This window comes from Pseudomonas sp. R32, assembly GCF_009866705.1.
GTDB classification, from domain to species: domain Bacteria; phylum Pseudomonadota; class Gammaproteobacteria; order Pseudomonadales; family Pseudomonadaceae; genus Aquipseudomonas; species Aquipseudomonas donghuensis.
The window spans coordinates 4,026,039-4,048,714 of record NZ_CP019396.1 but is presented as its reverse complement, the minus strand read 5'-3'; the positions used below and the strand labels follow the sequence as shown (position 1 = coordinate 4,048,714).

Below are 22,676 nucleotides of genomic sequence, written 5' to 3'. Positions count from 1 at the left end.
CGTGATCATGGGAGCAATACCATGGGGTCTACCTTCAATAGCGTGGTTGGGCTGATCATTCTGGCCCTGGACATCTGGGCGATCATCAATGTGATCAAGAGCGGTGTCAGTGGCGGCGTCAAGATTCTCTGGGTGCTGCTGATTCTGCTGTTGCCTGTGCTGGGCCTGATCATCTGGGCGATCGCCGGGCCGCGGGGCAATGTGCGGCTATAGTCCGCTATCGCGGGGCAAGCCGGCTCCTGCCCCGCGATAATTTTCAGATCAACCAGGTCCCCTCCAGTTCCAGCAAGATCTGCTTGCGCTCGATCCCCCCGGCAAACCCGGTGAGGGTGCCATTGCTGCCGATCACCCGATGGCAGGGCACAATGATCGCGATCGGGTTGGCGCCATTGGCGGTGCCCACTGCCCGCACCGATTTCGGCTTGCCAATGGCCTGGGCAAGCTCGCCGTAGCTGCAGGTGGTGCCATAGGGAATGCGCTGCAGGGCCTGCCACACCTGGCGCTGAAATGGCTTGCCGTGGGCCGCCAGGCGCACTTCGAAATGTTCGCGCTTACGGGCAAAGTACTCGTCGAGCTGGCGTGCCACATCGTCCAGCTGGCGAGTGGCCGGCTGCCAGTCTTCGGCCAGTTCCCAGGGCTGGGCGGCATCCATGTGCAGCATGCGCAGGCCCTGTTCATCGCCTGCCAGTAGCAGCGGGCCAAGCGGGCTTGGGAGGTAGCGATAAAACATGGCGTAATGATCTCGATGCGGATAACACTGATTCTATTACGAAATTTTCACAATCGATTGCCGACAATTTGCTCGCGCAATTATCCAATCGCCGAATGGCCGTGCAACGTGCTCGCGTTTAGGGCACATTTGCCGATTCGTTTTACCGCCTTCCTCGAACCTGAACCCTAGGGATCTTCCAATTCATGGCTACCACGGACGCCTTGAGTCAACAGCGGGCTGCGTCGCGCCCGTTGCAACCGACGCTGAAATCGCACCTGGCCTACACCCTGCTGTGCGGTCTGGTGATCATGCTGATGCTCAGTCTGGTCCGCCTGGCCCTGCTGGCCTATAACAATGACATGATCGGCGACACGCCGATGTCGACTGTAGCCGAGGGCTTCTTCAACGGTCTGCGTTTCGACCTGCGGGTCGCGGTGTACCTGAGCATCCCGCTGCTGCTGGCCATCCTCAGTGCCCGGGCCATGGCCGCACGCGGCCTGTTCCGTGCCTGGCTGACCATCGCCTCGAGCATCGTCATGTTCCTCGGCCTGATGGAGATGGATTTCTATCGCGAGTTCCACCAGCGCCTCAACGGCCTGGTGTTCCAGTACGTCAAGGAAGACCCGAAAACCGTGCTGAGCATGCTCTGGTACGGCTTCCCGGTAGTGCGCTACCTGCTGGCCTGGGCCTTTGGCACCTGGCTGCTGAGCCTGCTGTTCAAGGGCATCGACCGCCTTACCCGGCCCGATGGCGTGTATGAAAGCCAGGTCGCTGGCAAGCGTAGCGTAGCACCTTGGTATGTGCGCGGCGTGGTGTTCTTCATGGTCTTGCTGGTGGCGGTCATCGCTGCTCGCGGCACCCTGCGCCAGGGCCCGCCAATGCGTTGGGGCGACGCTTTCACCACCGACTCGAACTTCGTCAACCAGTTGGGCCTGAACGGCACCCTGACCCTGATCGATGCGGCCAAGAGCCGTTTCGGCGAGGACCGCGCCAACATCTGGAAGTCGACCATCGAGCAGGGCCTGGCTACCCAGGCCGTGCGTGACATGCTACTGACCGCCAACGACAAGCTGGTCGATGCCGACAGCGCCGCGGTGCGCCGTGATTTCACCCCGCCAGCGGACAACACCCTGCCGATCAAGAACGTCGTGGTGATCCTCATGGAGAGCTTCGCCGGTCATTCGGTAGGCGCCCTGGGCAGCCCGAACAACATCACCCCGTACTTCGACAAACTGGCGAAAGAGGGCGTGCTGTTCGACCGCTTCTTCTCCAACGGCACCCACACCCACCAGGGCATGTTCGCCACCATGGCCTGCTACCCGAACCTGCCGGGCTTCGAGTACCTGATGCAGACCCCGGAAGGCGGCCACAAGCTGTCGGGCCTGCCGGCGCTGCTCAGTGCCCGTGACTACGACGACGTCTACGTCTACAACGGCGACTTTGCCTGGGACAACCAGTCCGGGTTCTTCGGCAACCAGGGCATGACCACCTTCATCGGCCGTAACGACTTCGTCAATCCGGTGTTCTCCGACCCGACCTGGGGCGTGTCCGACCAGGACATGTTCGACCGCGGTAACGAAGAGCTGGCCAAGCACGATGGCAAGAAGCCGATCTACGCGCTGCTGCAGACCCTGTCCAACCACACGCCGTATGCACTGCCCAAGGATTTGCCGGTCGAGAAGGTCACAGGCCAGGGCCGCCTGGACGAGCACCTGACCGCCATGCGCTACTCCGACTGGGCCTTGGGCCAGTTCTTCGAGAAGGCGCGCAAGGAGCCTTACTTCAAGCAAACCCTGTTTGTCATCGTCGGCGACCATGGCTTCGGCAACCACCAGCAGGTCACCGAGATGGACCTGGGGCGCTTCAACGTGCCGCTGCTGCTGATCGCCCCGGGTATCCAGGACAAGTTCGGTGCGGTCAACCACACCGTGGGTACCCAGATCGACATCGTGCCGACCATCATGGGCCGCCTGGGCGGCGAAACCCGTCACCAGTGCTGGGGCCGTGACCTGCTCAACCTGCCAGCCGGTGACCAGGGCTTCGGCATGATCAAGCCATCGGGCAGCGAGCAGATCGTCGGGCTGGTCAAGGGCGACCGGATCCTGATCGAGTCCAAGGACATGTCGCCACGCATGTACCGCTACGAGCTCGGTGCCAACTTCAAGGCTGAGCTGATCGAAGCCCCGGACCAGAAGGACCTGACCCACAAGCTCGAGTCGTTCATCCAGACGGCGACCAAGAGCTTGCTGGACAACACCGCTGGTGTAGTGCACGGCACCCCGGAATAACGTCGTTGCTAGCGCTGTAAACAGGACCCCGGCTTGCCGGGGTCTTGGCTTTCTGGGCCATGGGTGCTCAAATCGCGCGCTTGAGGAAGCGGGGGCTGCAACGGCGCCCATCAAAAAAGGATTTTTACGTGCGCGTGTTCGTGTTGTTTGCCTGCCTGTGCCATTCACTGTGGGCGCTGGCCGATGTTGCACCGGCGGATTACCAGACGCCCCCCGGCTGGCGTACCGAATGCATGGGCCGGGTGCAGTTCGATGTGCCCAAGGACATTGCCTGGCACACCTCCAGTGGCTACTGGCAGTACTACAATTTCGAGCTCCCCGACCCCACGATCACCCCTGGGGACAAGCAGATTGCCTACGGCGAAGGGTTGACTGGCGAGCTGCCCTTTCTGGTCGACATCGAGGTCAGCCCGTTGACCACCCGTGCACTCTACGAGCAGATCCGCTATGTGCAGAGCCTCACCCGTGGCCCGGCGCAGGAGCGGGTGGTGAAGGCGCAGATGGAGACGCTGGATGCCGCCATCTCTGCGAGCCGTGACGATGAAACGCGCTACAGGGCACTGAGTGATCAGTACTACGACTTGCGTGAAAAGCTCCAGCGCATAGGCTATGTGAATTCGCAACTGGTAGTGCTTGACGACATGATCAAGCAATTTACTGGCGAGGGGCGGTCGGTGGCGAAGCTGCAGGTCGAGCGTGATGCCTTCTTCGAGGAGCAGGCGCAATGGCCGACCGATGTAGAGTACGAGCATGAGCGCTTTATCGAGCTGGGTGTGCCGGACGCCTCTACAAACTGGTATGAAGGCAATCTGACTGCCTACCTGTGGCGCGATCAACGCATCTACCGATTCAAATTCTACAGTGGCGCCAATACCGCGACAGACACCGCGGCGCTGGCCCGGCTGGAGCCCAGGGCGCGCGCTGTGCTGGCCGCGTTCCGCATCCGCAAGCAATACGAAATTCCCCAGGACAACGGCTTCTGTGTGCCCTTCGGCTTCATCGCAGACGATGGCACACCGCGCCATGCCATCACTCTGGGCTTCAACCCCGCAGACAACCCGAACCTGTTGCACCGCCTGAGCATGAGCAGTGACAGCGACAAGGCCGTCGAGATGGTGCCGATGCTGCTGGATCGACTGATCGCCAATCCGTTTCCGCTGCAGATCAGCGTCGATAAGTTCGGGCCCTCAAGCGTGCGGATCGGGGCCGCCAAGGGCCGGTTCGGCGGTGCACGCTTTCGCGTCTATGAGCCCGACAGTTTGAAGCCGGCAGCCACTGAAACGTTCAGGATGGTCGCTGGCGCCTTGAGCTCCGGCTACCAGCCCACCGTGGTACTGGGAGTGACCGATGAACACTCCGAGCCGCCGCTGCAGTTCGAGCCCTCCAGGGACGAGTTTCTGCGCACGCTGCAAAGCATACGTGCGCTGCCGGGCGGCCATCGCTTTGAGCCGCAAGTCGACTGAACAACCACCCCGCGGCGAGGTCAACGGTAGGTAGGCCAGATTCACCCCGAACATCGGTACAGAGGAGCGTCCAATGAAAGACTGGGTCATTACTTTTGTTGATCAGAAGGGCGAACGTACCTCGCTGCCTTTCACCGCAGAGCTTGAGCCGAGCATCGAAGAGGCTGCGCGGCTGATTCGTACCCATCTGTTTCCGGTCCTGGGCGAACTGGACCTCAATGATTTCCAGGACCGCGAACCCTCGCCGACCGCCAAATGGCTCAAAGAGCAGAACGGCGTGGAGATCACTGCCATCACTGAAGCACCCTGAGCCCGTTGGCTGGCACGCCCGGCAATCAGGCGCTACGCTGCAGACAAGGTCGGGCGATTGTTTCTGATTGTCCGGGCTTGCCGATCCACGTCACGCAACAGCTCGAATTGCCCCCGCACGTCTTGTGTGGCGGGCAGGTGCGTTTTGCACTGAAAGTCTATCCATCGGTAATGAGGAGGACGATTCATGAGCAGCCAATACGAGGACATCAGCAGCACGGTCTTGCGTCGGATGAAAGAAGGGGGGTTCAACTTCGCCCAGATTCATCCCATCGAGTTTTATGCGGTATTTCCGGACGAGGCACGGGCGCGGCGAGCGGCAGGAAAGTTTCGCGGCGAATCACTCAGTGCCCAGGTACATGAGCGCGATGATGGCGCCTGGCACCTGGAGCTGAGCAAGGTGATGTTTGCAACCTATGGCGGTATCGGCGAATTCGAACAGGATTTCGAAGCGGTCATCGCGCCATTGGGCGGTGAGATTGAAGGCTGGGGAGTCAAGCAGGAGCGTCAACTGGCTTGAATCCAGGGCCCGGCGAGGGCGGCTGTTGCCGCCCGGTACGGGCTGATCAGCGCTTCGCAATGAAGCGTTGCTGCCAACGCAACCGGAACGCTTGCACAGATCTGGTGCGATCGTCCTTTTGTCAAAGTACAAGCTATTGAAAAACAAGGAATTATGCCGCTGGCACGGGGCTTGCGATGGCTCGGGTGCACGGGTGACAAGGAGTTCGGCATGATCCGCACCTTTTATGACGAAATGTACGCCGCTGACGGTCTGGTCCGTCCGCATTACCGGGCGTTCGCCCGCTGGCTGGCCGAAACCCCGCCGGAGCTGCTGGCCCAGCGTCGACGTGAAGCCGACCTGCTGTTCCACCGCGCCGGCATCACCTTCACCCTCTATGGCGACGAGCAGGGCACCGAGCGGCTGATTCCCTTCGATACGATTCCGCGCAGTATTCCCGCCAGTGAATGGCGGGTGGTGGAGCGGGGCTGCATTCAGCGGGTCAAGGCGTTGAACCTGTTTCTGGCTGACCTGTACCACGACCAGCGCATCATTCGCGCCGGGATCATCCCGGCCGAGCAGGTCCTGGCCAACGACCAGTACCAACTGGCGATGCAAGGCCTGGACCTGCACCGCGACCTCTATTCGCACATTTGCGGGGTCGACCTGGTGCGCGACAGCGACGGCAGCTACTACGTGCTCGAAGACAACCTGCGCACTCCCAGCGGCGTCAGCTACATGCTCGAAGACCGCAAGATGATGATGCGCCTGTTTCCCGAGCTGTTCGCCGCCCAGCGCATCGCCCCCATCGATCATTACCCTAACCTGTTGCTCGATACCCTCAAGAGCTCAAGCCCGCTGGATAACCCCAGCGTGGTGGTGCTGACGCCCGGGCGTTTCAATAGTGCGTTCTTCGAACACGCCTTCCTCGCCCGCGAGATGGGCGTCGAACTGGTCGAGGGCGCCGACCTGTTCGTGCGTGACGAGCGGGTGTTCATGCGTACCACCGACGGCCCCAAGGCGGTGGATGTGATCTACCGGCGCCTGGACGATGCCTTCCTCGACCCCCTGGCGTTCAATCCCGATTCGATGCTCGGCGTGCCCGGGCTGCTGGCCGCCTATCGCTGCGGCAACGTGGTGCTGGCCAATGCGATTGGCACCGGCGTTGCCGACGACAAGTCGATCTACCCCTATGTCACCGACATGATCCGTTTTTACCTCGATGAGGAGCCGATCCTGAAGAACGTGCCGACCTGGCAGTGCCGCAAGCCTGAAGAGCTTTCCCACGTGCTTGCGCATTTGCCGGAGCTGGTGGTCAAGGAAACCCAGGGCTCCGGTGGCTACGGCATGCTGGTCGGGCCGGCAGCGACCCGCGCCGAGATCGAGGCGTTTGCCGCACGGATCAAGGCCTGGCCGGCGGCCTACATCGCCCAGCCAACGCTGTCGCTGTCGACTTGCCCGACCTTTGTCGACAACGGCATTGCCCCGCGGCATATCGACTTGCGGCCTTTCGTGCTGTCCGGGCGCGAGACCCGGGTGGTGCCTGGCGGCCTGACCCGGGTTGCCCTGCGTGAAGGCTCACTGGTGGTCAATTCGTCCCAGGGCGGCGGTACCAAGGACACCTGGGTGGTCGAGGATTAAGCCATGTTGAGTAGAACTGCCTCCGATTTGTACTGGATGTCACGTTACCTGGAGCGCGCGGAAAACCTCGCGCGGATGCTTGATGTCAGTTATTCGCTGTCGCTGATGCCGCAGGATGGCCGCGGTGACGGCCTGGATGAAATGGCCATGCCGCTGTTGATCACCGGTACTCTCGACGATTACCTGGAGCGCCACGGCCAGTTGCATGCCGAGCGCCTGCTGCACTTCTTTGCCCTGGACCCGGAAAACCCGGCAAGCATTTACAGTTGCCTCGGCGCGGCGCGGGCCAGTGCCCATGCGGTTCGTGGGCGGATCACCGCCGACATGTGGGAAAACATCAACGCCACCTGGCTGGAGATTCGTGGCATCGCCGAGCAGGGCCTGGGGCGCTACGGCATGAGCCGTTTCTGCGAGTGGATCAAGGAGCGCTCGCACCTGTTCCGTGGTGCTACCTACGGCACCATCATGCGCAACGACGCCTTTCGCTTCATTCGCCTGGGCACCTTCATCGAGCGCGCCGACAACACCCTGCGCCTGCTCGATGCCCGCTACGAGATGCTCGGCGACGAGGCCGAGGCGGTCAGCGACAGCTCGGCGCGCGGCTATTACCAATGGAGCGCCTTGCTGCGCGCGCTGTCGTCATTCGAGGCCTACACCGAAATCTACCGTGACGCCCCGGCTGCCCGCCATGTCGCCGAGCTGCTGCTGTTGCGCGCCGATGTACCGCGCTCGCTGCGAGCCTGCACCGAAGAGATCGACCAGATCCTCGCCAGCCTGCCCGGTGGCAACGGCCGCCCGGCCCAGCGCCTGGCCGCCGAGGTGGACGCACGCCTGCGCTACACCTCGATCGATGAAATCCTTGCCGAGGGCCTGCACCCCTGGTTGACCCATTACATTCCGCTGGTGCGTGAACTGGGCAATGCCATTCACAGTGCCTACCTGGAGGCTGTATGAGACTGACCATTAGCCACGAAACCGCCTACCACTACGAAGAGCTGGTGCGCTCGAGCATCCAGTACCTGCGCTTGACCCCGCACGACAGCGAACGCCAGCAGGTGCTCAGCTGGCAGCTGGACCTGCCGCGGCCGGTGCGGGCGCAACTGGACCCGTTCGGCAACATCCTGCATGTGCTGAGCCTGGAGGAGCCGCATGCGGACCTGGTCATCGGCGCCCGCGGCCTGGTCGACATCGATGAAAGCCGTGAAACCGAGCACGAGCTGCAATCACCGCTGCCGTTCCTGCGCTTCACCCGCCTCACCGAAGCGGATGATGCGTTGCGCGCCTTCGCCAGCCAGCAATGCCGCAAGCGGCGTGACCGCTCGGCGTTGATCGAGCTGATGAACGCCCTGAACCAGCGCATGGCCTACCGGCCGGGCAGCACCGCCGTCGACACCAGCGCGGCTCAGGCGTTTGCCGGTGGGGCCGGGGTTTGCCAGGACCATACCCATGCCTTCCTGGCGTGCGCGCGCAGCCTGGGCGTGCCGGCGCGCTACGTGTCCGGGTACCTGTTCGACAGCGACAGCCAGCAGATGGCCAGCCACGCCTGGGCCGAAGCCTGGCTTGAGGATGCCTGGTACAGCTTCGATGTCACCAACCAATTGGCCCGGCCCGAACGGCACCTGAAGCTGGCCGTGGGCCTGGACTACCTGGATGCCTGCCCGGTACGCGGCATGCGCCGGGGTGGCGGTTTCGAGCAGATGCACGCCAAGGTGCTGGTGACTCCGGCCCTCAACGCCCAGCAGCAGTGAGCTTCAGGGTTTGCGCGTGACCATGTGGCGCAGGTACGCAAGCAGTGCGTCCAGCTCACTGTCGTTGATGACCGTTTCGGTAAACCCGGGCATTTTCGCCTGGGGCCATTGGCGCAGGCTTTGCGGGTCGCGGATATAGCGCCGCAGATAGTCGGCCTGGAAGTATTCGGTGGGGTTGTGCGGCAGGTTCAGGTCCGGGCCGAACTGGGCGTCACCGGCAGCGTTGAGGCGATGACACGCCAGGCAGTTTTTCTGGAACACGGCAAAGCCTTGGTTGATCGGATCATCGGCGGCCAACCCCGGTGCCGGGCGCATGGCTGGGAACCGCTCGGCCACCGTCGCCAGACGGCGAATGCTGGCGACCTGGAACGGCCACTGCTCCGGGCTGATGCGCCCGGCTTGCGGGTCGGTCCAGACCAGATAGAAAGGCCCGGCGCTGGTTTTGCTTTTGGCCAGGGGTGGCCAGGGCTTGGCCGGGTCTTCAATGGCTAGCCAGGCTCGGGCAGGGCCGTCCTTGAGCAAAGGCGCAGCCGGCATCTCGGCAGCAAAACCATCCAGGGCTACGGCCTGCAGGTGATCATCAGCCCGTACGCCCTGCAGGAGCGCAGCCAGCGGCACCGCGCGGTAGTGCATGGTTTTCTTGTAGGAAACATCGTTGTCGATCTGGATGTCCTGCACCAGCGGGTGTTTGAGCAGCTCGGCGCTCTGCCAAGGGCGACTGCCATTACCCAGGTCCAGGGTCAGTTGTGCCGCCTGCAAGGGCAGGCAGAGCAGGGCAATGAGCAAGGTAAAGCACTGGCGCATGGGCACTCTCCAACCATCAGGGTCGGCAGATTACCTGCACACAAGCGGCTTGTGCCAGGCACAAACCCAGGGAAGAGGGCATGTCGCTCAGCCGAACAGGCGCGAAAGGTTCGGCAGGATCAACAGCAGCGTAGTGGCGAAGAGGATGAGCCCGGCTTGACGTACTTTGTGTTGTTTGAACATGGCTGACCGCCTTTTTGTTGTTATTCCTGAGTGCCCAGAGGCTTCCTTGTCATCGATCTGGCGAACATCATTTAACGCTGTGAAACCATTAAGACGCGAACTGTTGCTAATGGGTATACAGCTAACCTTAGGGTCAACGTCACCCGTGTTTTAGAACGCTTTAATCTGTACTTAAACAGTTACGTGCAGTTTTTGCTATGAGGCCTTTGGCCATCCATCAGCATTCCCCTTGCTAGACACTTGCGTGCCTTTAGTGAGTGGATCCACAGATCGTGACCGTTCGTCCGAGCATCATACTTGCCTGCGCGCCTTATTCGGGGCAGGCTTTACGGGGCAATCCCGCCTTTGTCGTTCAGGACTATTTATATGTCGCTACGCATCTGCATCCTGGAAACCGACGTCCTGCGACCCGAGCTGGTCGAGCAGTATCAGGGCTACGGACGGATGTTCGAGCAGCTGTTCTCCCGCCAGCCAATCGCCGCCGAGTTTCGCGTCTACAACGTGTTGAACGACGAGTATCCCGATGAAGACCAGGTGTTCGATGCCTACCTGGTCACTGGCAGCAAGGCCGACTCGTTCGGTGATGATCCGTGGATTCAGAAGCTCAAGGCGTTCCTGCTGGACCGCTACCAGCGTGGCGACAAATTGCTTGGCGTGTGTTTCGGTCATCAGTTGCTGGCGCTACTGCTGGGTGGCAAGAGCGAGCGCGCGCACCAGGGCTGGGGGGTGGGTACCCACCGCTATGTGATGAACGCCAAGGCGCCGTGGATCAGCCCGCAGGTCGAAGAACTGACCTTGCTGATCAGCCATCAGGACCAGGTCACGCGCCTGCCGGAAAACGCCACGGTGATTGCCTCCAGCGATTTCTGCCCGAACGCGGCCTACCACATCGGCGATCAGGTGCTGTGCTTCCAGGGCCACCCGGAGTTCATCCACGACTATTCGCGGGCGCTGCTTGAGTTGCGCCAGGACAGCCTCGGCCAGGAGGTGTACCACAAGGGTATCGACAGCCTGGTGCATGAGCATCACGGCAGTACGGTGGCCGAATGGATGATGCGTTTTGTCGCGCACAAACCTCAGGGCAGCTCGAACTGAGGCCTGCCGTTACAGCCAGCCGGAGCGCTTGAAGCTGGCATACAACGCCGTGCAGCCCACGGCGATCCCGCCCAGCACGGCAAAGTAGCCGTAGTGCCAGCTCAGTTCCGGCATGTTCTGAAAGTTCATCCCGTAAATCCCCGCCACTGCGGTGGGGAACGCCAGGATCGCCGCCCAGGCGGCAAACTTGCGCTGCACGATGCTCTGGCGCGAGGACTCCAGCAGCATGCCGATTTCGATGGTCTGGCTGGCGATATCGCGAATCCCGGCCAGGTCTTCCATCTGCCGGGTGACGTGGATCTGCACATCGCGAAAATACGGGCGCATGTTCTTGTCGATAAAGGGGAAGGTCAGGCGCTGCAGTTCTTCGCTGACTTCGACCATTGGCGCCACGTAGCGGCGCAGGCGCAGGATGTCGCGGCGCAGGCTGTGGATGCGCTGGATGTCTTCTTCCTTGAGCGAGCCGCTGAGCACGCTGCGCTCCAGTTCCTCGATCTCGCCATGAATGGCTTCGCTGACCGGCTGGTAGTTTTCGGTCACGAAGTCGAGCAGGGCGTAGAGCACGAAGTCCTCGCCGTGCTCCAGCAGCAGCGGGCGGGCCTCACAACGCTGGCGCACCAGGGCATAGGACTTCGAATGACCGTTGCGCGCGGTGATGATGTAGCCATTGCCGGCGAAGATATGCGTCTCGATGAACTCCAGCTTGCCTTCATGGCGCACAGGCGAGTACGTGACGATGAACAGGGCGTCACCGAAGGTTTCCAGCTTGGGCCGGCTGTGTTTTTCCAGTGCGTCTTCGATGGCCAGCTCATGCAGGTTGAACTGGCGCTGCAGATTGGCCAGCTCCTGGGCATCGGGCTCTTCCAGGCCAATCCAGACAAAATGCCCGGGCTTGCTCGCCCATTGGCTGCCTTCGTCCAGGCTGATGTTGGTGACCTTTCTGCCGGCGCTGTACACCGCCGCTGCAACGACTCGACCCATGGTTGTCCGCTTCTTCTGTTAACCGTGCCAGTAGCTTGGTCTGACTGGCACAATTCGGCAACTGTTCACGCCAGGGCCAGCTCGCCTTCCATGCGATCGATACAGTGCTGCATCTGCACGCGGCATTGCTCGGCCAGCGCCGGTACATCCTGCTGGGTCAGGCCACTGGTAGCGATGGGGGGCAGTGAGCGGATGATCACCTTGCTGCGGCGCCAGCCGTTGAGGCTCAGGCGGCAGGCATAGCGGCTGACGCATACGGGCACGATCGGCACGCCGGCTTCTACGGCCATGTGAAAGGCACCTTTCTTGAAGGTGATCAGGTGCTCGCCGGCATTGCGCGTGCCTTCGGGGAACACCCAGATCGAGGTGTCGTCTTCGCTCAGGGTGCGGGTGGTGGTCTGGATTGCCCGGCGCGCCTGGTAGGCATTGCCGCGATCGACCAGCACGTTGCCGCCCAGCCAGAACAACTGGCCGAACAGGGGAATCCACTTCAGGCTCTTCTTGCCGATGCACACGGTGCGCCGCGGCACCACATGACCCAGCACGAACAGGTCGTAGTTGGACTGGTGGTTGGCGATGATCACGCAGCCCGGCGGCTGATCGAACAGCGGGCCGACCTCGGCCTTGATCTCAAGGCGCATCAGCCAGGTGGCAGGCAGCCCATAAAGGCGTGCACAGATTCGGCTGTTGTCCGGGTTGAACGGTCGGCACAGGCCAACCAGCACACCGAGAACACCGGCCAGGAGAAAATGCAGCCCCAACAGGAACATGCGGATAATAAAAAGCATCGTACGACTCACACCAGGCAAACGCGGCGCAGTGTACGGGTGTGCACTTCTATCGGCAAACGCTCATTGGCGCGGGGCAGGCCCGATTGCGCGAATAATCGCAATCAGGCCTTGGTAGGGGGTCAGCCCAGGTGTTCCTGGTCGCGGATGATCGCGTCGTCGAGGATCTCGAACAGTGCTTTGCGCACCTTGAGCTTGGTGTGCTTGTGGGCGTTCATGTTGATCTTCTTCAACTGGCGGGCTGCCGTCAGCGCAGCTTCCTGCAGCTGTTCGACCGGCACTACCTTGTCGAGGAAGCCGGCGTCGACGGCGCTGGCCGGGTCGAACATCTCGGCGTTGATCACCGACCGGTGGAACGCCGAGCGGCGCAGGCGATCCCGGGCCAGTTCGATACCGGCGTGGTGCATGGTCATGCCGATCTGCACTTCATTAAGGCCGATGCTGAACGGGCCTTCGACACCGATGCGGTAGTCGGCCGAGAGCAGCAGGAAGGCGCCTTTGGCCACCGCGTGGCCCGGGCAGGCAACGATGATCGGAAACGGGTGCGAGAGCATGCGCCGGGCCAGGGTGGAGCCGGCGGTCACCAGGCTGACGGCCTCTTTGGGGCCGGCGGTCATGACTTTCAGGTCGTAGCCGCCGGAGAGAATGCCTGGCTGGCCGGTGATGATTACCACCGCGCGGTCCTGCACGGCCTGGTCGAGGGCGGCATTGAACGCCTTGATGACGTCAGGCGAGATGGCGTTGACCTTGCCGTTGTTCAGGGTCAGGGTCGCAATGCCGTCTTCGAGGTGGTAGGTAATCAGCTCACTCATCACAGGGTTCCTTAAGGGGGAGTGGGGCAGACGTTACTCAGGCAAGTGCCCGAGGTAAAGCGCTGTGACTGACTGACCGGTCAGCGTCCCGGCCCACGTGCTTGTCCTGACGGGAGCGCGGTAAACCGGGCTGCCGAAGCACGCCAGAGAATGGCGGCTTTGCCCTGTGTGCCGTGTTTTTTCGATTAAATGGCTTAAGCACATGAATATTCTGAAAAAAACCTTTGCCATTAGAACCTCTTTCGACTACATTAGCGCGCCTCGACAGGCTGAACTGCTTGGCGAGAACCGGTGAAGTGTCCGAGTGGCTGAAGGAGCACGCCTGGAAAGTGTGTATACAGGAAACTGTATCAAGGGTTCGAATCCCTTCTTCACCGCCACATCTAGAAAAGCCCCCGACCTGAACAAGGCCGGGGGCTTTTTGTTTTGCCCATGAAAAAGGATGTTTCAGATGCTCAAAGAATGTTTTACCAAGGCCCAGATCCTTGCCGCTGAACAATTGCTGACCCTGATCAGTCCGTCGGCGGCAATGGCCAGCCAGCATGTCCAGGCCCTGCGCGAGGTCGAGCTGGATGAAGACGACGTCGAGGAATTCGAGGACGATCCGCAGCAACTGATGTATATCGTCAAGGATGTGGCTGACTGGGAGTCGGTGTTCTTCGTCGACTGGAAAGACACCGAGTCGTTTGTACAGAGCGTGCAACAGCTGGCCGAGGCGCGGGATGCCGAAGTCACTTTCGGTGTCGAAGACGCGGAGGATGAAGACTTCCTCGACGACACCACGGTGCCCGAGCTGATGGTCACGGCCCACGACGAACTGCACAAGCAGGGCCTGGTGCTGTGGAACTGGTCCACCGACAGTGACTGCTACAGTGGCTTCATCACCACCAGGGACGTGGCGGCGCAGCTGGTTGCGTTGGGCGAGGTGTTGGAAGTGGAAATTCGCGAGGGTAGCGAGCCGTTCTGACGGCGGTGCTTGGTGGGAGCTGGCTTGCCAGCGATGGGGCCAGTGCAGTCAGCACATCAGGTGCTGCCTGGATTACGACCGCTTCGCGCTCGATCGCTGGCAAGTCCAGCTCCCACAGGTCCGGCGGCGTACACAGATTCATTGTGGGAGCGGGCTTGACCCGCGATGAGGCCCTCAGAAACTCACAGAAGCCGAAACCCGTGCGGTGCGCGGCGCACCCTGAAACAGATAACCATCCCCCAGGTACTCCCCGGCATCGCGCCAGTAGCGTTTGTCGAAGACGTTATCCACCATCAGCCGCAGTACTGTGTCGTAGCCGCCAACCTTGGTGCTGTAGCGGCTCCCCAGATCGAACACCGCATAGCTGCCGACTTCCACCGTACCGGCCTGATTGGCGTACTTGCTGGCGCTGTAGCGCGCGCCGCCGAGCACGGCCAGGCCCGGGATTGGCAGGCTGTAGTCAGCCTGCACCGCGGCACGCAAGTTCGGTACGTTCAGCGCCTGATGGTCTTCGTAGTCAGCCGTGCCGCTGTTCTTGACCCGCGCGCGAATCGCCGCGGCACTGGCATTGATCTGCAAGTTGGAAGTCAGCCAGCCGCTGGCGCCCAGCTCCAGGCCGATGTTCTTCTGCTGGCCTTGCTGCACATAGGTGAAATGTCCGGCGCCATCAGGTTGCGAATACTGATAGGCCTGGCGCAGCTGGAACAGCGCTGCGCTCAGGCTCAGGCGTTGCCAGTCGCGCTTGATGCCCAGCTCGATCTGCTGCGAGGTGGTCGGGGCGAGGATGTCCTGGTTGTTCTGGGCAAACCATGGCGCCGCGCTGCCTGCTGAAAGGCCTTTGCTGAAGCTGGTGTACAGCGAGATATCAGCACGTGGTTTGTAGATCAGCGCTGCGTTGGGCAGCAGCTCGTACTGGCGGGTATGGCGGCGATCGTTGCCGGCTTCATCGAAGGCTCTTTCGTCCAGGCGCACCACGCGAGCGCCCAGTTGGGTCTGCCACTGCTCGTTGAAAGTGATCCGGTCACTGACAAAAACACCGTATTGACGGCTGTCCAGACGCCGCTCGGAGTGCCCTGGCGAGCCATCGAACGGCTCCAGTGCAGGGGTTGGCTGGTAGATGTTGCCGCTGGTAATCGGATAGTTGAACGTCGGTCGTTGATCGAGGGTGCGCCGCTGTGCGCTGCTGCCGACCGTCAACTCATGGCCCAGCCCGGCCAGCTCGAAACGCCCGTTCAGCAGCGCTTGGGCTTCGTCGATACGGCGTGTGTCGTCCGGGCTGCGGAAATCATAGATGTCGTAGTCGCCTTGCGGGCTGAAATAGTTCGGTACGCTGGATTCGGCGCAACTGGGCGCGCCATAGCAGCCCCAGGCAAACGAACTGTAGTCATCGATCACCACCTTGCTGCGCGAGGCGCTGAGGCTGCCCGTCCAGTTGTCACTGAAGCGATACTCGAAGCGCCCGCCAAGGTTCAGCGAATCGATTGTCACCGGGTTGGCCCAGTGCTGATAGGCCAGGCGGTCATGCGGGTCGATACCGTGGGGCAGGCTGTTGCCGCCCAGTAGCTGATAACCCGGCACCGAGCGCTGTTCGCGCTGCTGGTATTCGGCGTCCAGTTGCAGCACCGCGTCGGGGTTGATTTGCCAGTCGAAGGCCAGGGAGGCGAAGTCGCGCTTGCCGTCGGCATGGTCGACGTAGGAGCGGATATCTTCATGGGCCAGGTTGGTGCGCAGGCCGAACTGGCGCTCGCTGCCGAACCAGTCGCCCAGGTCGGTGGCGATGTAGCGTTCACCCTGCTCGTTGCTCGACACTGTCACCGAACGCACATCTTGCGCTCGCTTGGTCACGTAATTGATCAGCCCGCCGGGTTCCGACACGCCGCTCTGCAAGCCCGACAGGCCCTTGAGCAACTCGACCTGCTGTTTGTTCTCCAGGGCCACGTTCTGCTCGCCGGCGATGGTCTGGCCGTTGATCCTGTAGCTGCTGGCGGCATTGAGCTCAAAACCGCGCACGTTGAAGTTTTCGTAGTAGCCGATCGGGGCATAGCTTTCACCCACCGAAGCATCGCTTTGCAGGACTTCGCTGAGTGTGCGCACCTGACGATCAGCCAGCAGTTGCTCGCTGAACACCGCAATCGACGCCGGGGTGTCCAGCAATGGTGCCGACTGGAAGCCGCCGACGGCCGCTTCGCGGGCCTGATAGCCCTCGCTGTAGGCCTCGGACACCTGCACCGGGGCCAAGGTAATGCTGTCCTGAGCCAGGCTGTGCGTGGCTGGCAGGGCCAGGCTCAGGCCGAGCAGGCGCAAGGGCAGGCGAGGGCGGGGCAGGGTCATGCAGGAGCTCCTTGACGGCGAACGCGGACGCGCCGTTATTGATCGGCTGCAGTCCGAAAGGGTTTTTTGCCCAGTAGGTAGAGGGGCGTGGGCCCAGGCATTGATAGCCTGCCGGTATTGCGCCGGGCAGGCGGGGACGCAATCTTAGCAGGGGCAACCGGCTGGCGGCGCCCCTGTTTTCAATCGGCTGCTACTGCCATGAACGAGCGGGCGTCGCGCGGCTTCAACCGTTTGCTGCGGTCTGGGAATGGCGCCGCCAATTACCGTCGATTTTCGACCAGGTTTTCTTGTCGGTGATGGCCATCAGCTTGCGACCATCCTTGAAGGTTGCGAGGAAGGTCACCTCCTCTTCCTTGCCGCCTAACCACAGGCCGGCGATCAGGCCAACCGGGCCGGCCACCAGGGCGCCGGCCACACCCCAGCCAAGGGCACTGCTCAGGCTGCGGCTGGACTCCTGATTGGCAACGACCAGGTCGGTAATGCGGGTAAGGGCGATTTTCTCGCCGGGTGAAGGGCTACGGGCGGTCTTGAGTGTGAGCGATCCATTGCGGTACTCGCCTTCACCTTGCAAGAAATCGCCGGATTGAACCGTGAGTCTTGTCATAGTGGCGTCCAGGTTGAAAGGGCTATTGACCAATCCCTACTCAGCGCCAGCGCACGGCACAAGTCAATGGTCAGGCGACGGAGGGTACTCTTCTAGTTGTCACAAAAAAGTAAAGGTTCTGGGCCCACGAGTTATAACGGCATGTCGCATTCTTATAATTAAAGTTCGGATTCGCAACTAAAGCCTCCTGCTCGGTTTTCGTCTGTCGCTCGCTTTTTTAGTGGAGTCGATATATCGCCGTTTGCGCAAATTGATGCCGCTAAGCTAAATCAAGGGTTTTAAAATTGTAGGACAATAAACAACTTGGGTTAATGAAAATTGGCGTCAAAAAAAGCTGGACAGTTCAATTCCTGGTGTGTCAGTTTTTCCCCGCCTCATTCAGGCGAGTGATAGGACGATCTCGCCGCGGGAGCGTCCTGTCGGACAACAACTGCTTTTTTGTAAACAAGGAAGTGTCTGTATGTCGAAAGTCAAAGAAAGCGCTATTGTTTCAGCTGGCTCTGTATTGCAACCGCACGGTGCAAGTTCCGCTTACAGCCTGATCAATAGTTTCGGCCATCAATATGATCGCGGCGGCAGTGCGACAGTGAATGGCAAACCTTCGTTCTCGGTCGACCAGGCCGCTACCCAGTTGCTGCGTGACGGCGCTGCCTGGAAAGACCTGAACAAGGACGGCACCATCAACCTGACCTATACCTTCCTGACCAAGGCGCCTGCTGGCTTCGACAGTCAGGAACTGGGCTCGTTCAGCGCCTTTTCCGCCCAGCAGAAGGCTCAGGCCAAACTGTCCATGCAGTCCTGGGCAGACGTGGCCAAGGTCACCTTCAAGGAGGCCGCGACAGGTGGCGACGGTCACATGACCTTCGGCAACTACAGCGATGGCAGCAGCGGCGGTGCGGCATTTGCCTACCTGCCATTTGACCGGCCAGGCTCGCACAAGGGTGAATCCTGGTACCTGATCAACAGCCAGTACCAGGCCAACGTCAACCCGGAAAACGGCAACTACGGGCGTCAGACCCTGACCCACGAAATCGGCCACGTGCTGGGCTTGTCTCACCCGGGCGACTACAACGCCGGGGAAGGCTACCCGACCTACGCCGATGCTTTCTACGGTCAGGACACCCGTGGCTACAGCGTCATGAGCTATTGGGGCGAGAGCAACACCAACCAGAACTTCACCAAGGGCGGCGTGCAGGTGTACTCCTCGGCACCGCTGATGGATGACATCGCGGCAATCCAGAAGCTGTATGGCGCCAACTACGCGACCCGCTCCGGCGACACCGTGTACGGCTTCAACTCCACCGCTGACCGCGACTTCTACTCGGCCACCTCGGCCTCGTCGAAAGTCGTCTTTTCGGTGTGGGACGGCGGCGGCAACGACACCCTGGACTTCTCCGGTTTTACCCAAAACCAGAAGATCAACCTCAATGACGCGTCGTTCTCTGATGTCGGCGGCATGATTGGCAATATTTCCATTGCCAAGGGTGCCATCGTCGAGAATGCCATCGGCGGCTCGGGCAACGACCTGCTGATCGGCAACGCCGTGGCCAACGAGCTCAAGGGTGGTGCCGGCAACGACATCATCTACGGCGGCGGCGGTGGCGACAAACTCTGGGGTGGTGCCGGTTCCGACACCTTCATCTTCGCTGCCAGCAGCGATTCGACCCCGAGCAATCCTGACCGGATCATGGATTTTGTCAGCGGTCAGGACAAGATCGACCTGTCGGCCATCTCGGCCTTTGCCGTCAACAAGCTGCCACTGCAGTTCGTTGATGCCTTCACCGGTCATGCCGGCGAGGCGGTACTGAGCTTCGATCAGGCCAGCAACCTCGGTAGCCTGTCGATCGACATCACCGGCAACAGCCTGTCTGATTTCCTGGTGACCACCGTAGGTCAGGCGGTCGCCACGGATATCGTGGTCTGACAACAGCCTGGAAGGGCGGCGCGCAAGCGCCGCTTCTTCTGAGAGGATTACAGGCAGATGATGGCTCTCAAGCGAATGATCGCGCTCGGCGCGGTTCCCCTGATGTTGATGACCGAGGTCGGTATGGCAAGCAGCCTGCTACTCCCCACTCCCGCACAACTGGCCGGTGACTGGACGCTTTACCCCGAAGCCGATCGGGCTGCAGGTTGCGAGCTGTACCTGGATGTAACGCAAACCTTGCGCGGTGATCTGCAATGCGTAGAAGTGCTGATAGGCAAGCGCCCCAGCGGCTGGTTGCCAACCCCCGATACCCTGGCCTTGCTGGATGGCAGCGGCAGCGCATTGGTGCACTTCAACCGTTATAAGCCCGGTATGTTCAAGTGGACTTCCGCGTCCGGCGAGACACTGTTGTTGGAACGTAAGAGTAAAGAATAAAACCTTGTAGGCGATTGCCGATTTTTCAGGGATAGAAAGGCGGACAATGAACAGGCCGACTCATAAAGCCGGTGCGCCCTTGTGGGCAGCACTGGCCGATCACACGTCCACGCTTCTGAGTGTGGGTTGTTTTACCGCGTTGATTAACCTACTCATGCTGGTGCCCTCGATTTATATGCTGCAAGTGTATGATCGGGTACTGTCTTCGCAAAACGAAACAACCCTGTGGATGTTGACGTTGATGGTGGTCGGCTTCTTTGTGTTTATTGGTGCACTGGAAGCGATCCGCAGTTTCATTGTTATTCGGGTCGGCAACCAACTGGAACAGGGCTTTAACCTGAATGTCTATCGGGCGGCCTTTGAGCGTAACTTGCGCCGGGGCGACGGACAGGCAGGGCAATCGCTCAATGACCTGACGCAGGTGAGGCAATTTGTCACCGGTCCCGCGTTGTTCGCTTTCTTCGATGCCCCCTGGTTTCCGATTTACCTGGCGGTGATCTTTCTGTTCAACGTCTGGCTGGGTGTCATGGCCTGCGCTGGTGCGTTGTTGCTGATTGCCCTGGCAATCCTCAACGAACGCCTGACCCACAAGCCGCTGGTTGAAGCCAGCGGTTTCCAGCAGCAGTCCACGCACCTGGCCAGCAGTCAGTTGCAAAACGCCGAGAGCATCCAGGCCATGGGCATGCTCGCAGCGTTGCGCCAGCGCTGGTTCGCCTTGCATTCGCGTTTTCTGACCTTGCAGAACCAGGCCAGTGATACCTCGGCGGTGATCACCGCGATCAGCAAGTCGCTGCGCCTGTGCCTGCAGTCGCTGGTGCTGGGGCTGGGCGCCTTGCTGGTGATCGAGGGGCAGATGACCCCGGGCATGATGATCGCCGGGTCCATCCTCATGGGCCGGGTGCTCAGCCCCATCGATCAGTTGATTGCCGTGTGGAAGCAGTGGAGCGGGGCGCATATGGCCTATCAGCGTCTGGACGGCCTGCTGCGCGAGTTTCCCGAGCCGCCGGCACCGATGGCCTTGCCTGCGCCAAGCGGGCGCCTGAGCTTCGAGCAGGTCAGTGCCGGGCCGCCAGGCAAGCGCGTGGCAACCCTGCAGCAGATCAGCTTCAACCTGAGTGCCGGTGAAGTGCTCGGGGTACTGGGTACCTCCGGCTCGGGCAAGTCGACCCTGGCCAAGGTGCTGGTCGGCGTCTGGCCGACGCTGGCCGGTACCGTGCGCCTGGACGGCGCCGACCTGCACCGTTGGGATCGCGAGGCCCTGGGCCCGCACATCGGTTACCTGCCACAGAACATCGAACTGCTGCGCGGCAGCATTGCCGAGAACATTGCCCGCTTTGCCGAACTGGACGGCCACAAGGTGGTCGAGGCGGCGCGTCAAGCCGGTGTGCACGAGCTGATTTTGCGCTTGCCGCAAGGCTACGACACCCGCCTGGGCGAAGACGGCGGCGATCTTTCCGGCGGGCAGAAGCAGCGCATCGCCCTGGCTCGTGCCCTGTACGGTGGGCCGAGCCTGATCGTGCTCGACGAACCCAATTCCAACCTCGACACCAGTGGCGAGGCGGCGCTGGCTACCGCCATTGCGCAAATGAAAGCCCGGGGCCGCACCGTGGTGCTGGTTACCCATCGCTCGGCCGCGCTGGCCCAGGCCGACAAGCTGCTGGTACTCAGCGAGGGCCGGATGCAGGCATTTGGGCCGGCGCATGACGTCATGCAGGCCCTGAGCCGGGCCCAGGAGCAGGCTCAGCGCCAACCGGCCAATGCCGCATTGGCAACCGGAGGTGGCGCATGAGCCAGGTCGATAAAAGCCGCAGTGCACGCTTTTATGTACGCCTCGGCTGGTTGCTGACCCTGGTCGGCTTTGGCGGTTTTATCGCCTGGGCAACCCTGGCGCCGCTTGATCAGGGCATTGCCGTGCAAGGCACGGTGGTGGTCTCGGGCAAGCGCAAGGCGGTGCAGTCCCTGGCCGGCGGCGTGGTAAGCCGCATCCTGGTCAGTGAAGGCCAACGGGTTAAGCAGGGGCAGCCACTGTTTCGCTTGGACCAGACCCAGGTCCAGGCTGACGTGCAGTCGCTGCAGGCCCAGTACCGGGTGGCATGGGCCAGCCTGGCACGCTGGCAGAGCGAGCGCGATAACCTCGGCGAAGTCGTCTTCCCGGCAGAACTCAGCGCCGACCCCGACCCGCAGTTGAGCCTGGTGCTTGAAAGCCAGCGGCAGTTGTTCAGCAGCCGCCGCGACGCCCAGGCCCGCGAGCAGGCCGGGCTGACCGCCAGTATCGACGGTGCGGTCGCCCAGTTGGCAGGCATGCGCCGCGCCCGTGGCGACCTGCAGGCCCAGGCCGATTCACTGCGCGAACAACTGGAGAACCTCAAGCCGTTGGCCAGCCAGGGCTATATCCCGCGCAACCGCTTGCTGGAGTATCAGCGTCAGTTGTCCCAGGTCCAGCGCGACCTGGCGCAGAACAACGGCGACAGTGCGCGGTTGGAGCAGGGCATCGTCGAGTCGCGGCTGAACCTGCAACAGCGTCGTGAGGAGTATCAGAAGGAAGTGCGTAGCCAACTGGCGGAAGCGCAGTTGAAAAGCGTCACCCTGGAGCAGCAACTGACCTCGGCCGGTTTCGACTTGCAGCACAGCGAAATTCTCGCCCCGGCCGATGGCATCGCGGTCAACCTGGGCGTGCATACCGAAGGTGCGGTGGTGCGTGCCGGAGAAACCCTGCTGGAGGTGGTGCCCCAGGGCACTGCCCTCGAGGTCGAAGGGCGCTTGCCGGTCAACCTTGTGGATAAAGTCGCGGTACAGCTGCCTGTGGATATCCTTTTCACGGCCTTTAACCAGAGCAGCACGCCGCGGGTAGCGGGCGAGGTGGCGCTGATTTCCGCCGACCAGTTGCTCGATGACAAGACCGGCCAGCCGTACTACGTGCTACGCAGCACGGTCAGCGAACAGGCACTGGCGCGCCTTGACGGCCTGGTGATCAAACCGGGAATGCCGGCCGAACTGTTCGTGCGCACCGGCGAGCGCTCGATGCTCAATTACCTGTTCAAACCCCTGCTCGATCGGGCAGGCACTGCGTTGACCGAACAATAAGGAAGCCC

Annotated in this window: 21 protein-coding genes and 1 tRNA gene; 15 read left to right on the top strand and 7 right to left on the bottom strand. The window is 61.5% G+C overall.

The genetic code is table 11. The features are described from left to right. The first annotated feature begins 21 nt into the window (after window positions 1–21). Entirely contained in the window at window positions 22–213 is a 192-nt protein-coding gene (locus tag PspR32_RS18725; protein ID WP_010226359.1) for a PLDc N-terminal domain-containing protein, read from the top strand. 43 nt (window positions 214–256) lie between these two features. On the opposite strand, the gene PspR32_RS18720 is transcribed toward PspR32_RS18725, so the two are convergent. Beyond that, complete coding sequence (locus tag PspR32_RS18720; protein ID WP_159389011.1) at window positions 257–730, bottom strand: methylated-DNA--[protein]-cysteine S-methyltransferase; 474 nt, start codon at window positions 728–730, stop codon at window positions 257–259. A 185-nt stretch (window positions 731–915) separates the two neighbouring features. Between PspR32_RS18720 and PspR32_RS18715 the strand changes: the two genes are divergently transcribed. The 7 genes from PspR32_RS18715 (at window position 916) to PspR32_RS18685 (ending at window position 8,660) form a co-directional block, all read left to right on the top strand. Beyond that, window positions 916–3,000 carry an LTA synthase family protein gene (locus PspR32_RS18715; protein WP_159389010.1) on the top strand — a complete coding sequence of 695 codons (2,085 nt, stop codon included), beginning with the start codon at window positions 916–918 and terminating at the stop codon, window positions 2,998–3,000. Window positions 3,001–3,128: 128 nt separating this feature from the next. Continuing rightward, on the top strand, window positions 3,129–4,463 hold the full coding sequence (locus PspR32_RS18710) for a T6SS immunity protein Tli4 family protein (RefSeq protein WP_159389009.1): 1,335 nt from the start codon (window positions 3,129–3,131) through the stop codon (window positions 4,461–4,463). Window positions 4,464–4,536: 73 nt separating this feature from the next. Next, the gene (locus PspR32_RS18705) at window positions 4,537–4,773 is read left to right on the top strand and encodes a hypothetical protein (protein ID WP_010226352.1); all 237 of its coding nucleotides are present in this window, start codon (window positions 4,537–4,539) and stop codon (window positions 4,771–4,773) included. Window positions 4,774–4,959: 186 nt separating this feature from the next. Next, window positions 4,960–5,292: a ribonuclease E inhibitor RraB gene (locus PspR32_RS18700; protein ID WP_010226349.1), complete on the top strand. Its 333-nt coding sequence runs from the start codon at window positions 4,960–4,962 to the stop codon at window positions 5,290–5,292. A 210-nt stretch (window positions 5,293–5,502) separates the two neighbouring features. After that, on the top strand, window positions 5,503–6,912 hold the full coding sequence (locus tag PspR32_RS18695; RefSeq protein ID WP_159389008.1) for a circularly permuted type 2 ATP-grasp protein: 1,410 nt from the start codon (window positions 5,503–5,505) through the stop codon (window positions 6,910–6,912). Between the two features lie 3 nt (window positions 6,913–6,915). Continuing rightward, complete coding sequence (locus tag PspR32_RS18690; RefSeq protein WP_010226344.1) at window positions 6,916–7,866, top strand: alpha-E domain-containing protein; 951 nt, start codon at window positions 6,916–6,918, stop codon at window positions 7,864–7,866. Next, window positions 7,863–8,660 (top strand): transglutaminase family protein, encoded by a 798-nt coding sequence (locus PspR32_RS18685; protein WP_010226342.1) that lies wholly within the window; start codon window positions 7,863–7,865, stop codon window positions 8,658–8,660. The genes PspR32_RS18690 and PspR32_RS18685 overlap by 4 nt, the downstream gene beginning before the upstream one ends. Before the next feature lie 3 nt (window positions 8,661–8,663). Here PspR32_RS18685 and PspR32_RS18680 read toward each other — a convergent pair whose 3' ends face one another. Continuing rightward, entirely contained in the window at window positions 8,664–9,464 is an 801-nt protein-coding gene (locus PspR32_RS18680; protein WP_159389007.1) for a cytochrome c, read from the bottom strand. Between the two features lie 549 nt (window positions 9,465–10,013). Between PspR32_RS18680 and PspR32_RS18675 the strand changes: the two genes are divergently transcribed. After that, window positions 10,014–10,742: an amidotransferase gene (locus PspR32_RS18675; protein WP_010226339.1), complete on the top strand. Its 729-nt coding sequence runs from the start codon at window positions 10,014–10,016 to the stop codon at window positions 10,740–10,742. Between the two features lie 9 nt (window positions 10,743–10,751). On the opposite strand, the gene PspR32_RS18670 is transcribed toward PspR32_RS18675, so the two are convergent. The 3 genes from PspR32_RS18670 to PspR32_RS18660 all read right to left on the bottom strand — a co-directional run bounded on the left by PspR32_RS18670 (window position 10,752) and on the right by PspR32_RS18660 (window position 13,323). After that, window positions 10,752–11,723, bottom strand: coding sequence for a magnesium and cobalt transport protein CorA (locus PspR32_RS18670; protein WP_010226338.1), 972 nt, complete (start codon window positions 11,721–11,723; stop codon window positions 10,752–10,754). Window positions 11,724–11,788: 65 nt separating this feature from the next. Then, a complete protein-coding gene (locus PspR32_RS18665) occupies window positions 11,789–12,511 on the bottom strand; it encodes a lysophospholipid acyltransferase family protein (protein ID WP_159389006.1) in 723 nt (240 codons plus the stop codon). Window positions 12,512–12,633: 122 nt separating this feature from the next. Continuing rightward, window positions 12,634–13,323, bottom strand: coding sequence for a crotonase/enoyl-CoA hydratase family protein (locus tag PspR32_RS18660; RefSeq protein WP_010226334.1), 690 nt, complete (start codon window positions 13,321–13,323; stop codon window positions 12,634–12,636). 290 nt (window positions 13,324–13,613) lie between these two features. On the opposite strand from PspR32_RS18660, the gene PspR32_RS18655 reads away from it, so the two are divergent. Together PspR32_RS18655 and PspR32_RS18650 are read left to right on the top strand one after the other, a co-directional pair. Next, window positions 13,614–13,703, top strand: a tRNA-Ser gene (locus tag PspR32_RS18655). A gap of 71 nt (window positions 13,704–13,774) precedes the next feature. After that, window positions 13,775–14,290: a DUF6630 family protein gene (locus PspR32_RS18650; protein WP_010226332.1), complete on the top strand. Its 516-nt coding sequence runs from the start codon at window positions 13,775–13,777 to the stop codon at window positions 14,288–14,290. A 174-nt stretch (window positions 14,291–14,464) separates the two neighbouring features. Here the strand turns inward: PspR32_RS18650 and PspR32_RS18645 are convergent, their stop codons facing one another. Continuing rightward, window positions 14,465–16,621: a TonB-dependent siderophore receptor gene (locus PspR32_RS18645; RefSeq protein WP_159389005.1), complete on the bottom strand. Its 2,157-nt coding sequence runs from the start codon at window positions 16,619–16,621 to the stop codon at window positions 14,465–14,467. Between the two features lie 223 nt (window positions 16,622–16,844). Next, window positions 16,845–17,225, bottom strand: coding sequence for a hypothetical protein (locus PspR32_RS18640; RefSeq protein ID WP_010226328.1), 381 nt, complete (start codon window positions 17,223–17,225; stop codon window positions 16,845–16,847). Window positions 17,226–17,685: 460 nt separating this feature from the next. On the opposite strand from PspR32_RS18640, the gene PspR32_RS18635 reads away from it, so the two are divergent. From PspR32_RS18635 to PspR32_RS18620, 4 genes are read left to right on the top strand one after another with little or no spacing between them, the layout of a single operon-like run. Next, window positions 17,686–19,149, top strand: a complete 1,464-nt coding sequence (locus PspR32_RS18635; protein WP_159389004.1) for a serralysin family metalloprotease — start codon at window positions 17,686–17,688, stop codon at window positions 19,147–19,149. Window positions 19,150–19,206: 57 nt separating this feature from the next. After that, complete coding sequence (locus tag PspR32_RS18630) at window positions 19,207–19,584, top strand: AprI/Inh family metalloprotease inhibitor (RefSeq protein ID WP_036996512.1); 378 nt, start codon at window positions 19,207–19,209, stop codon at window positions 19,582–19,584. A 46-nt stretch (window positions 19,585–19,630) separates the two neighbouring features. Then, complete coding sequence (locus PspR32_RS18625) at window positions 19,631–21,373, top strand: type I secretion system permease/ATPase (RefSeq protein WP_159389003.1); 1,743 nt, start codon at window positions 19,631–19,633, stop codon at window positions 21,371–21,373. Continuing rightward, window positions 21,370–22,668, top strand: coding sequence for an HlyD family type I secretion periplasmic adaptor subunit (locus PspR32_RS18620; RefSeq protein WP_010226317.1), 1,299 nt, complete (start codon window positions 21,370–21,372; stop codon window positions 22,666–22,668). The genes PspR32_RS18625 and PspR32_RS18620 overlap by 4 nt, the downstream gene beginning before the upstream one ends. The last annotated feature ends 8 nt before the right edge of the window (window positions 22,669–22,676 follow it).

What these genes read in the sequence shown, in the direction of transcription:
- PspR32_RS18705 (WP_010226352.1), top strand. Translation starts at nt 4,537, where the DNA reads ATGAAAGACTGGGTCATTACTTTTGTTGATCAGAAGGGCGAACGTACC.
- PspR32_RS18695 (WP_159389008.1), top strand. Translation starts at nt 5,503, where the DNA reads ATGATCCGCACCTTTTATGACGAAATGTACGCCGCTGACGGTCTGGTC.
- PspR32_RS18700 (WP_010226349.1), top strand. Translation starts at nt 4,960, where the DNA reads ATGAGCAGCCAATACGAGGACATCAGCAGCACGGTCTTGCGTCGGATG.
- PspR32_RS18665 (WP_159389006.1), bottom strand. Translation starts at nt 12,511, where the DNA reads ATGCTTTTTATTATCCGCATGTTCCTGTTGGGGCTGCATTTTCTCCTG.
- PspR32_RS18660 (WP_010226334.1), bottom strand. Translation starts at nt 13,323, where the DNA reads ATGAGTGAGCTGATTACCTACCACCTCGAAGACGGCATTGCGACCCTG.
- PspR32_RS18720 (WP_159389011.1), bottom strand. Translation starts at nt 730, where the DNA reads ATGTTTTATCGCTACCTCCCAAGCCCGCTTGGCCCGCTGCTACTGGCA.
- PspR32_RS18645 (WP_159389005.1), bottom strand. Translation starts at nt 16,621, where the DNA reads ATGACCCTGCCCCGCCCTCGCCTGCCCTTGCGCCTGCTCGGCCTGAGC.
- PspR32_RS18715 (WP_159389010.1), top strand. Translation starts at nt 916, where the DNA reads ATGGCTACCACGGACGCCTTGAGTCAACAGCGGGCTGCGTCGCGCCCG.
- PspR32_RS18630 (WP_036996512.1), top strand. Translation starts at nt 19,207, where the DNA reads ATGATGGCTCTCAAGCGAATGATCGCGCTCGGCGCGGTTCCCCTGATG.
- PspR32_RS18640 (WP_010226328.1), bottom strand. Translation starts at nt 17,225, where the DNA reads ATGACAAGACTCACGGTTCAATCCGGCGATTTCTTGCAAGGTGAAGGC.
- PspR32_RS18675 (WP_010226339.1), top strand. Translation starts at nt 10,014, where the DNA reads ATGTCGCTACGCATCTGCATCCTGGAAACCGACGTCCTGCGACCCGAG.
- PspR32_RS18635 (WP_159389004.1), top strand. Translation starts at nt 17,686, where the DNA reads ATGTCGAAAGTCAAAGAAAGCGCTATTGTTTCAGCTGGCTCTGTATTG.
- PspR32_RS18685 (WP_010226342.1), top strand. Translation starts at nt 7,863, where the DNA reads ATGAGACTGACCATTAGCCACGAAACCGCCTACCACTACGAAGAGCTG.
- PspR32_RS18725 (WP_010226359.1), top strand. Translation starts at nt 22, where the DNA reads ATGGGGTCTACCTTCAATAGCGTGGTTGGGCTGATCATTCTGGCCCTG.
- PspR32_RS18670 (WP_010226338.1), bottom strand. Translation starts at nt 11,723, where the DNA reads ATGGGTCGAGTCGTTGCAGCGGCGGTGTACAGCGCCGGCAGAAAGGTC.
- PspR32_RS18620 (WP_010226317.1), top strand. Translation starts at nt 21,370, where the DNA reads ATGAGCCAGGTCGATAAAAGCCGCAGTGCACGCTTTTATGTACGCCTC.
- PspR32_RS18625 (WP_159389003.1), top strand. Translation starts at nt 19,631, where the DNA reads ATGAACAGGCCGACTCATAAAGCCGGTGCGCCCTTGTGGGCAGCACTG.
- PspR32_RS18650 (WP_010226332.1), top strand. Translation starts at nt 13,775, where the DNA reads ATGCTCAAAGAATGTTTTACCAAGGCCCAGATCCTTGCCGCTGAACAA.
- PspR32_RS18690 (WP_010226344.1), top strand. Translation starts at nt 6,916, where the DNA reads ATGTTGAGTAGAACTGCCTCCGATTTGTACTGGATGTCACGTTACCTG.
- PspR32_RS18680 (WP_159389007.1), bottom strand. Translation starts at nt 9,464, where the DNA reads ATGCGCCAGTGCTTTACCTTGCTCATTGCCCTGCTCTGCCTGCCCTTG.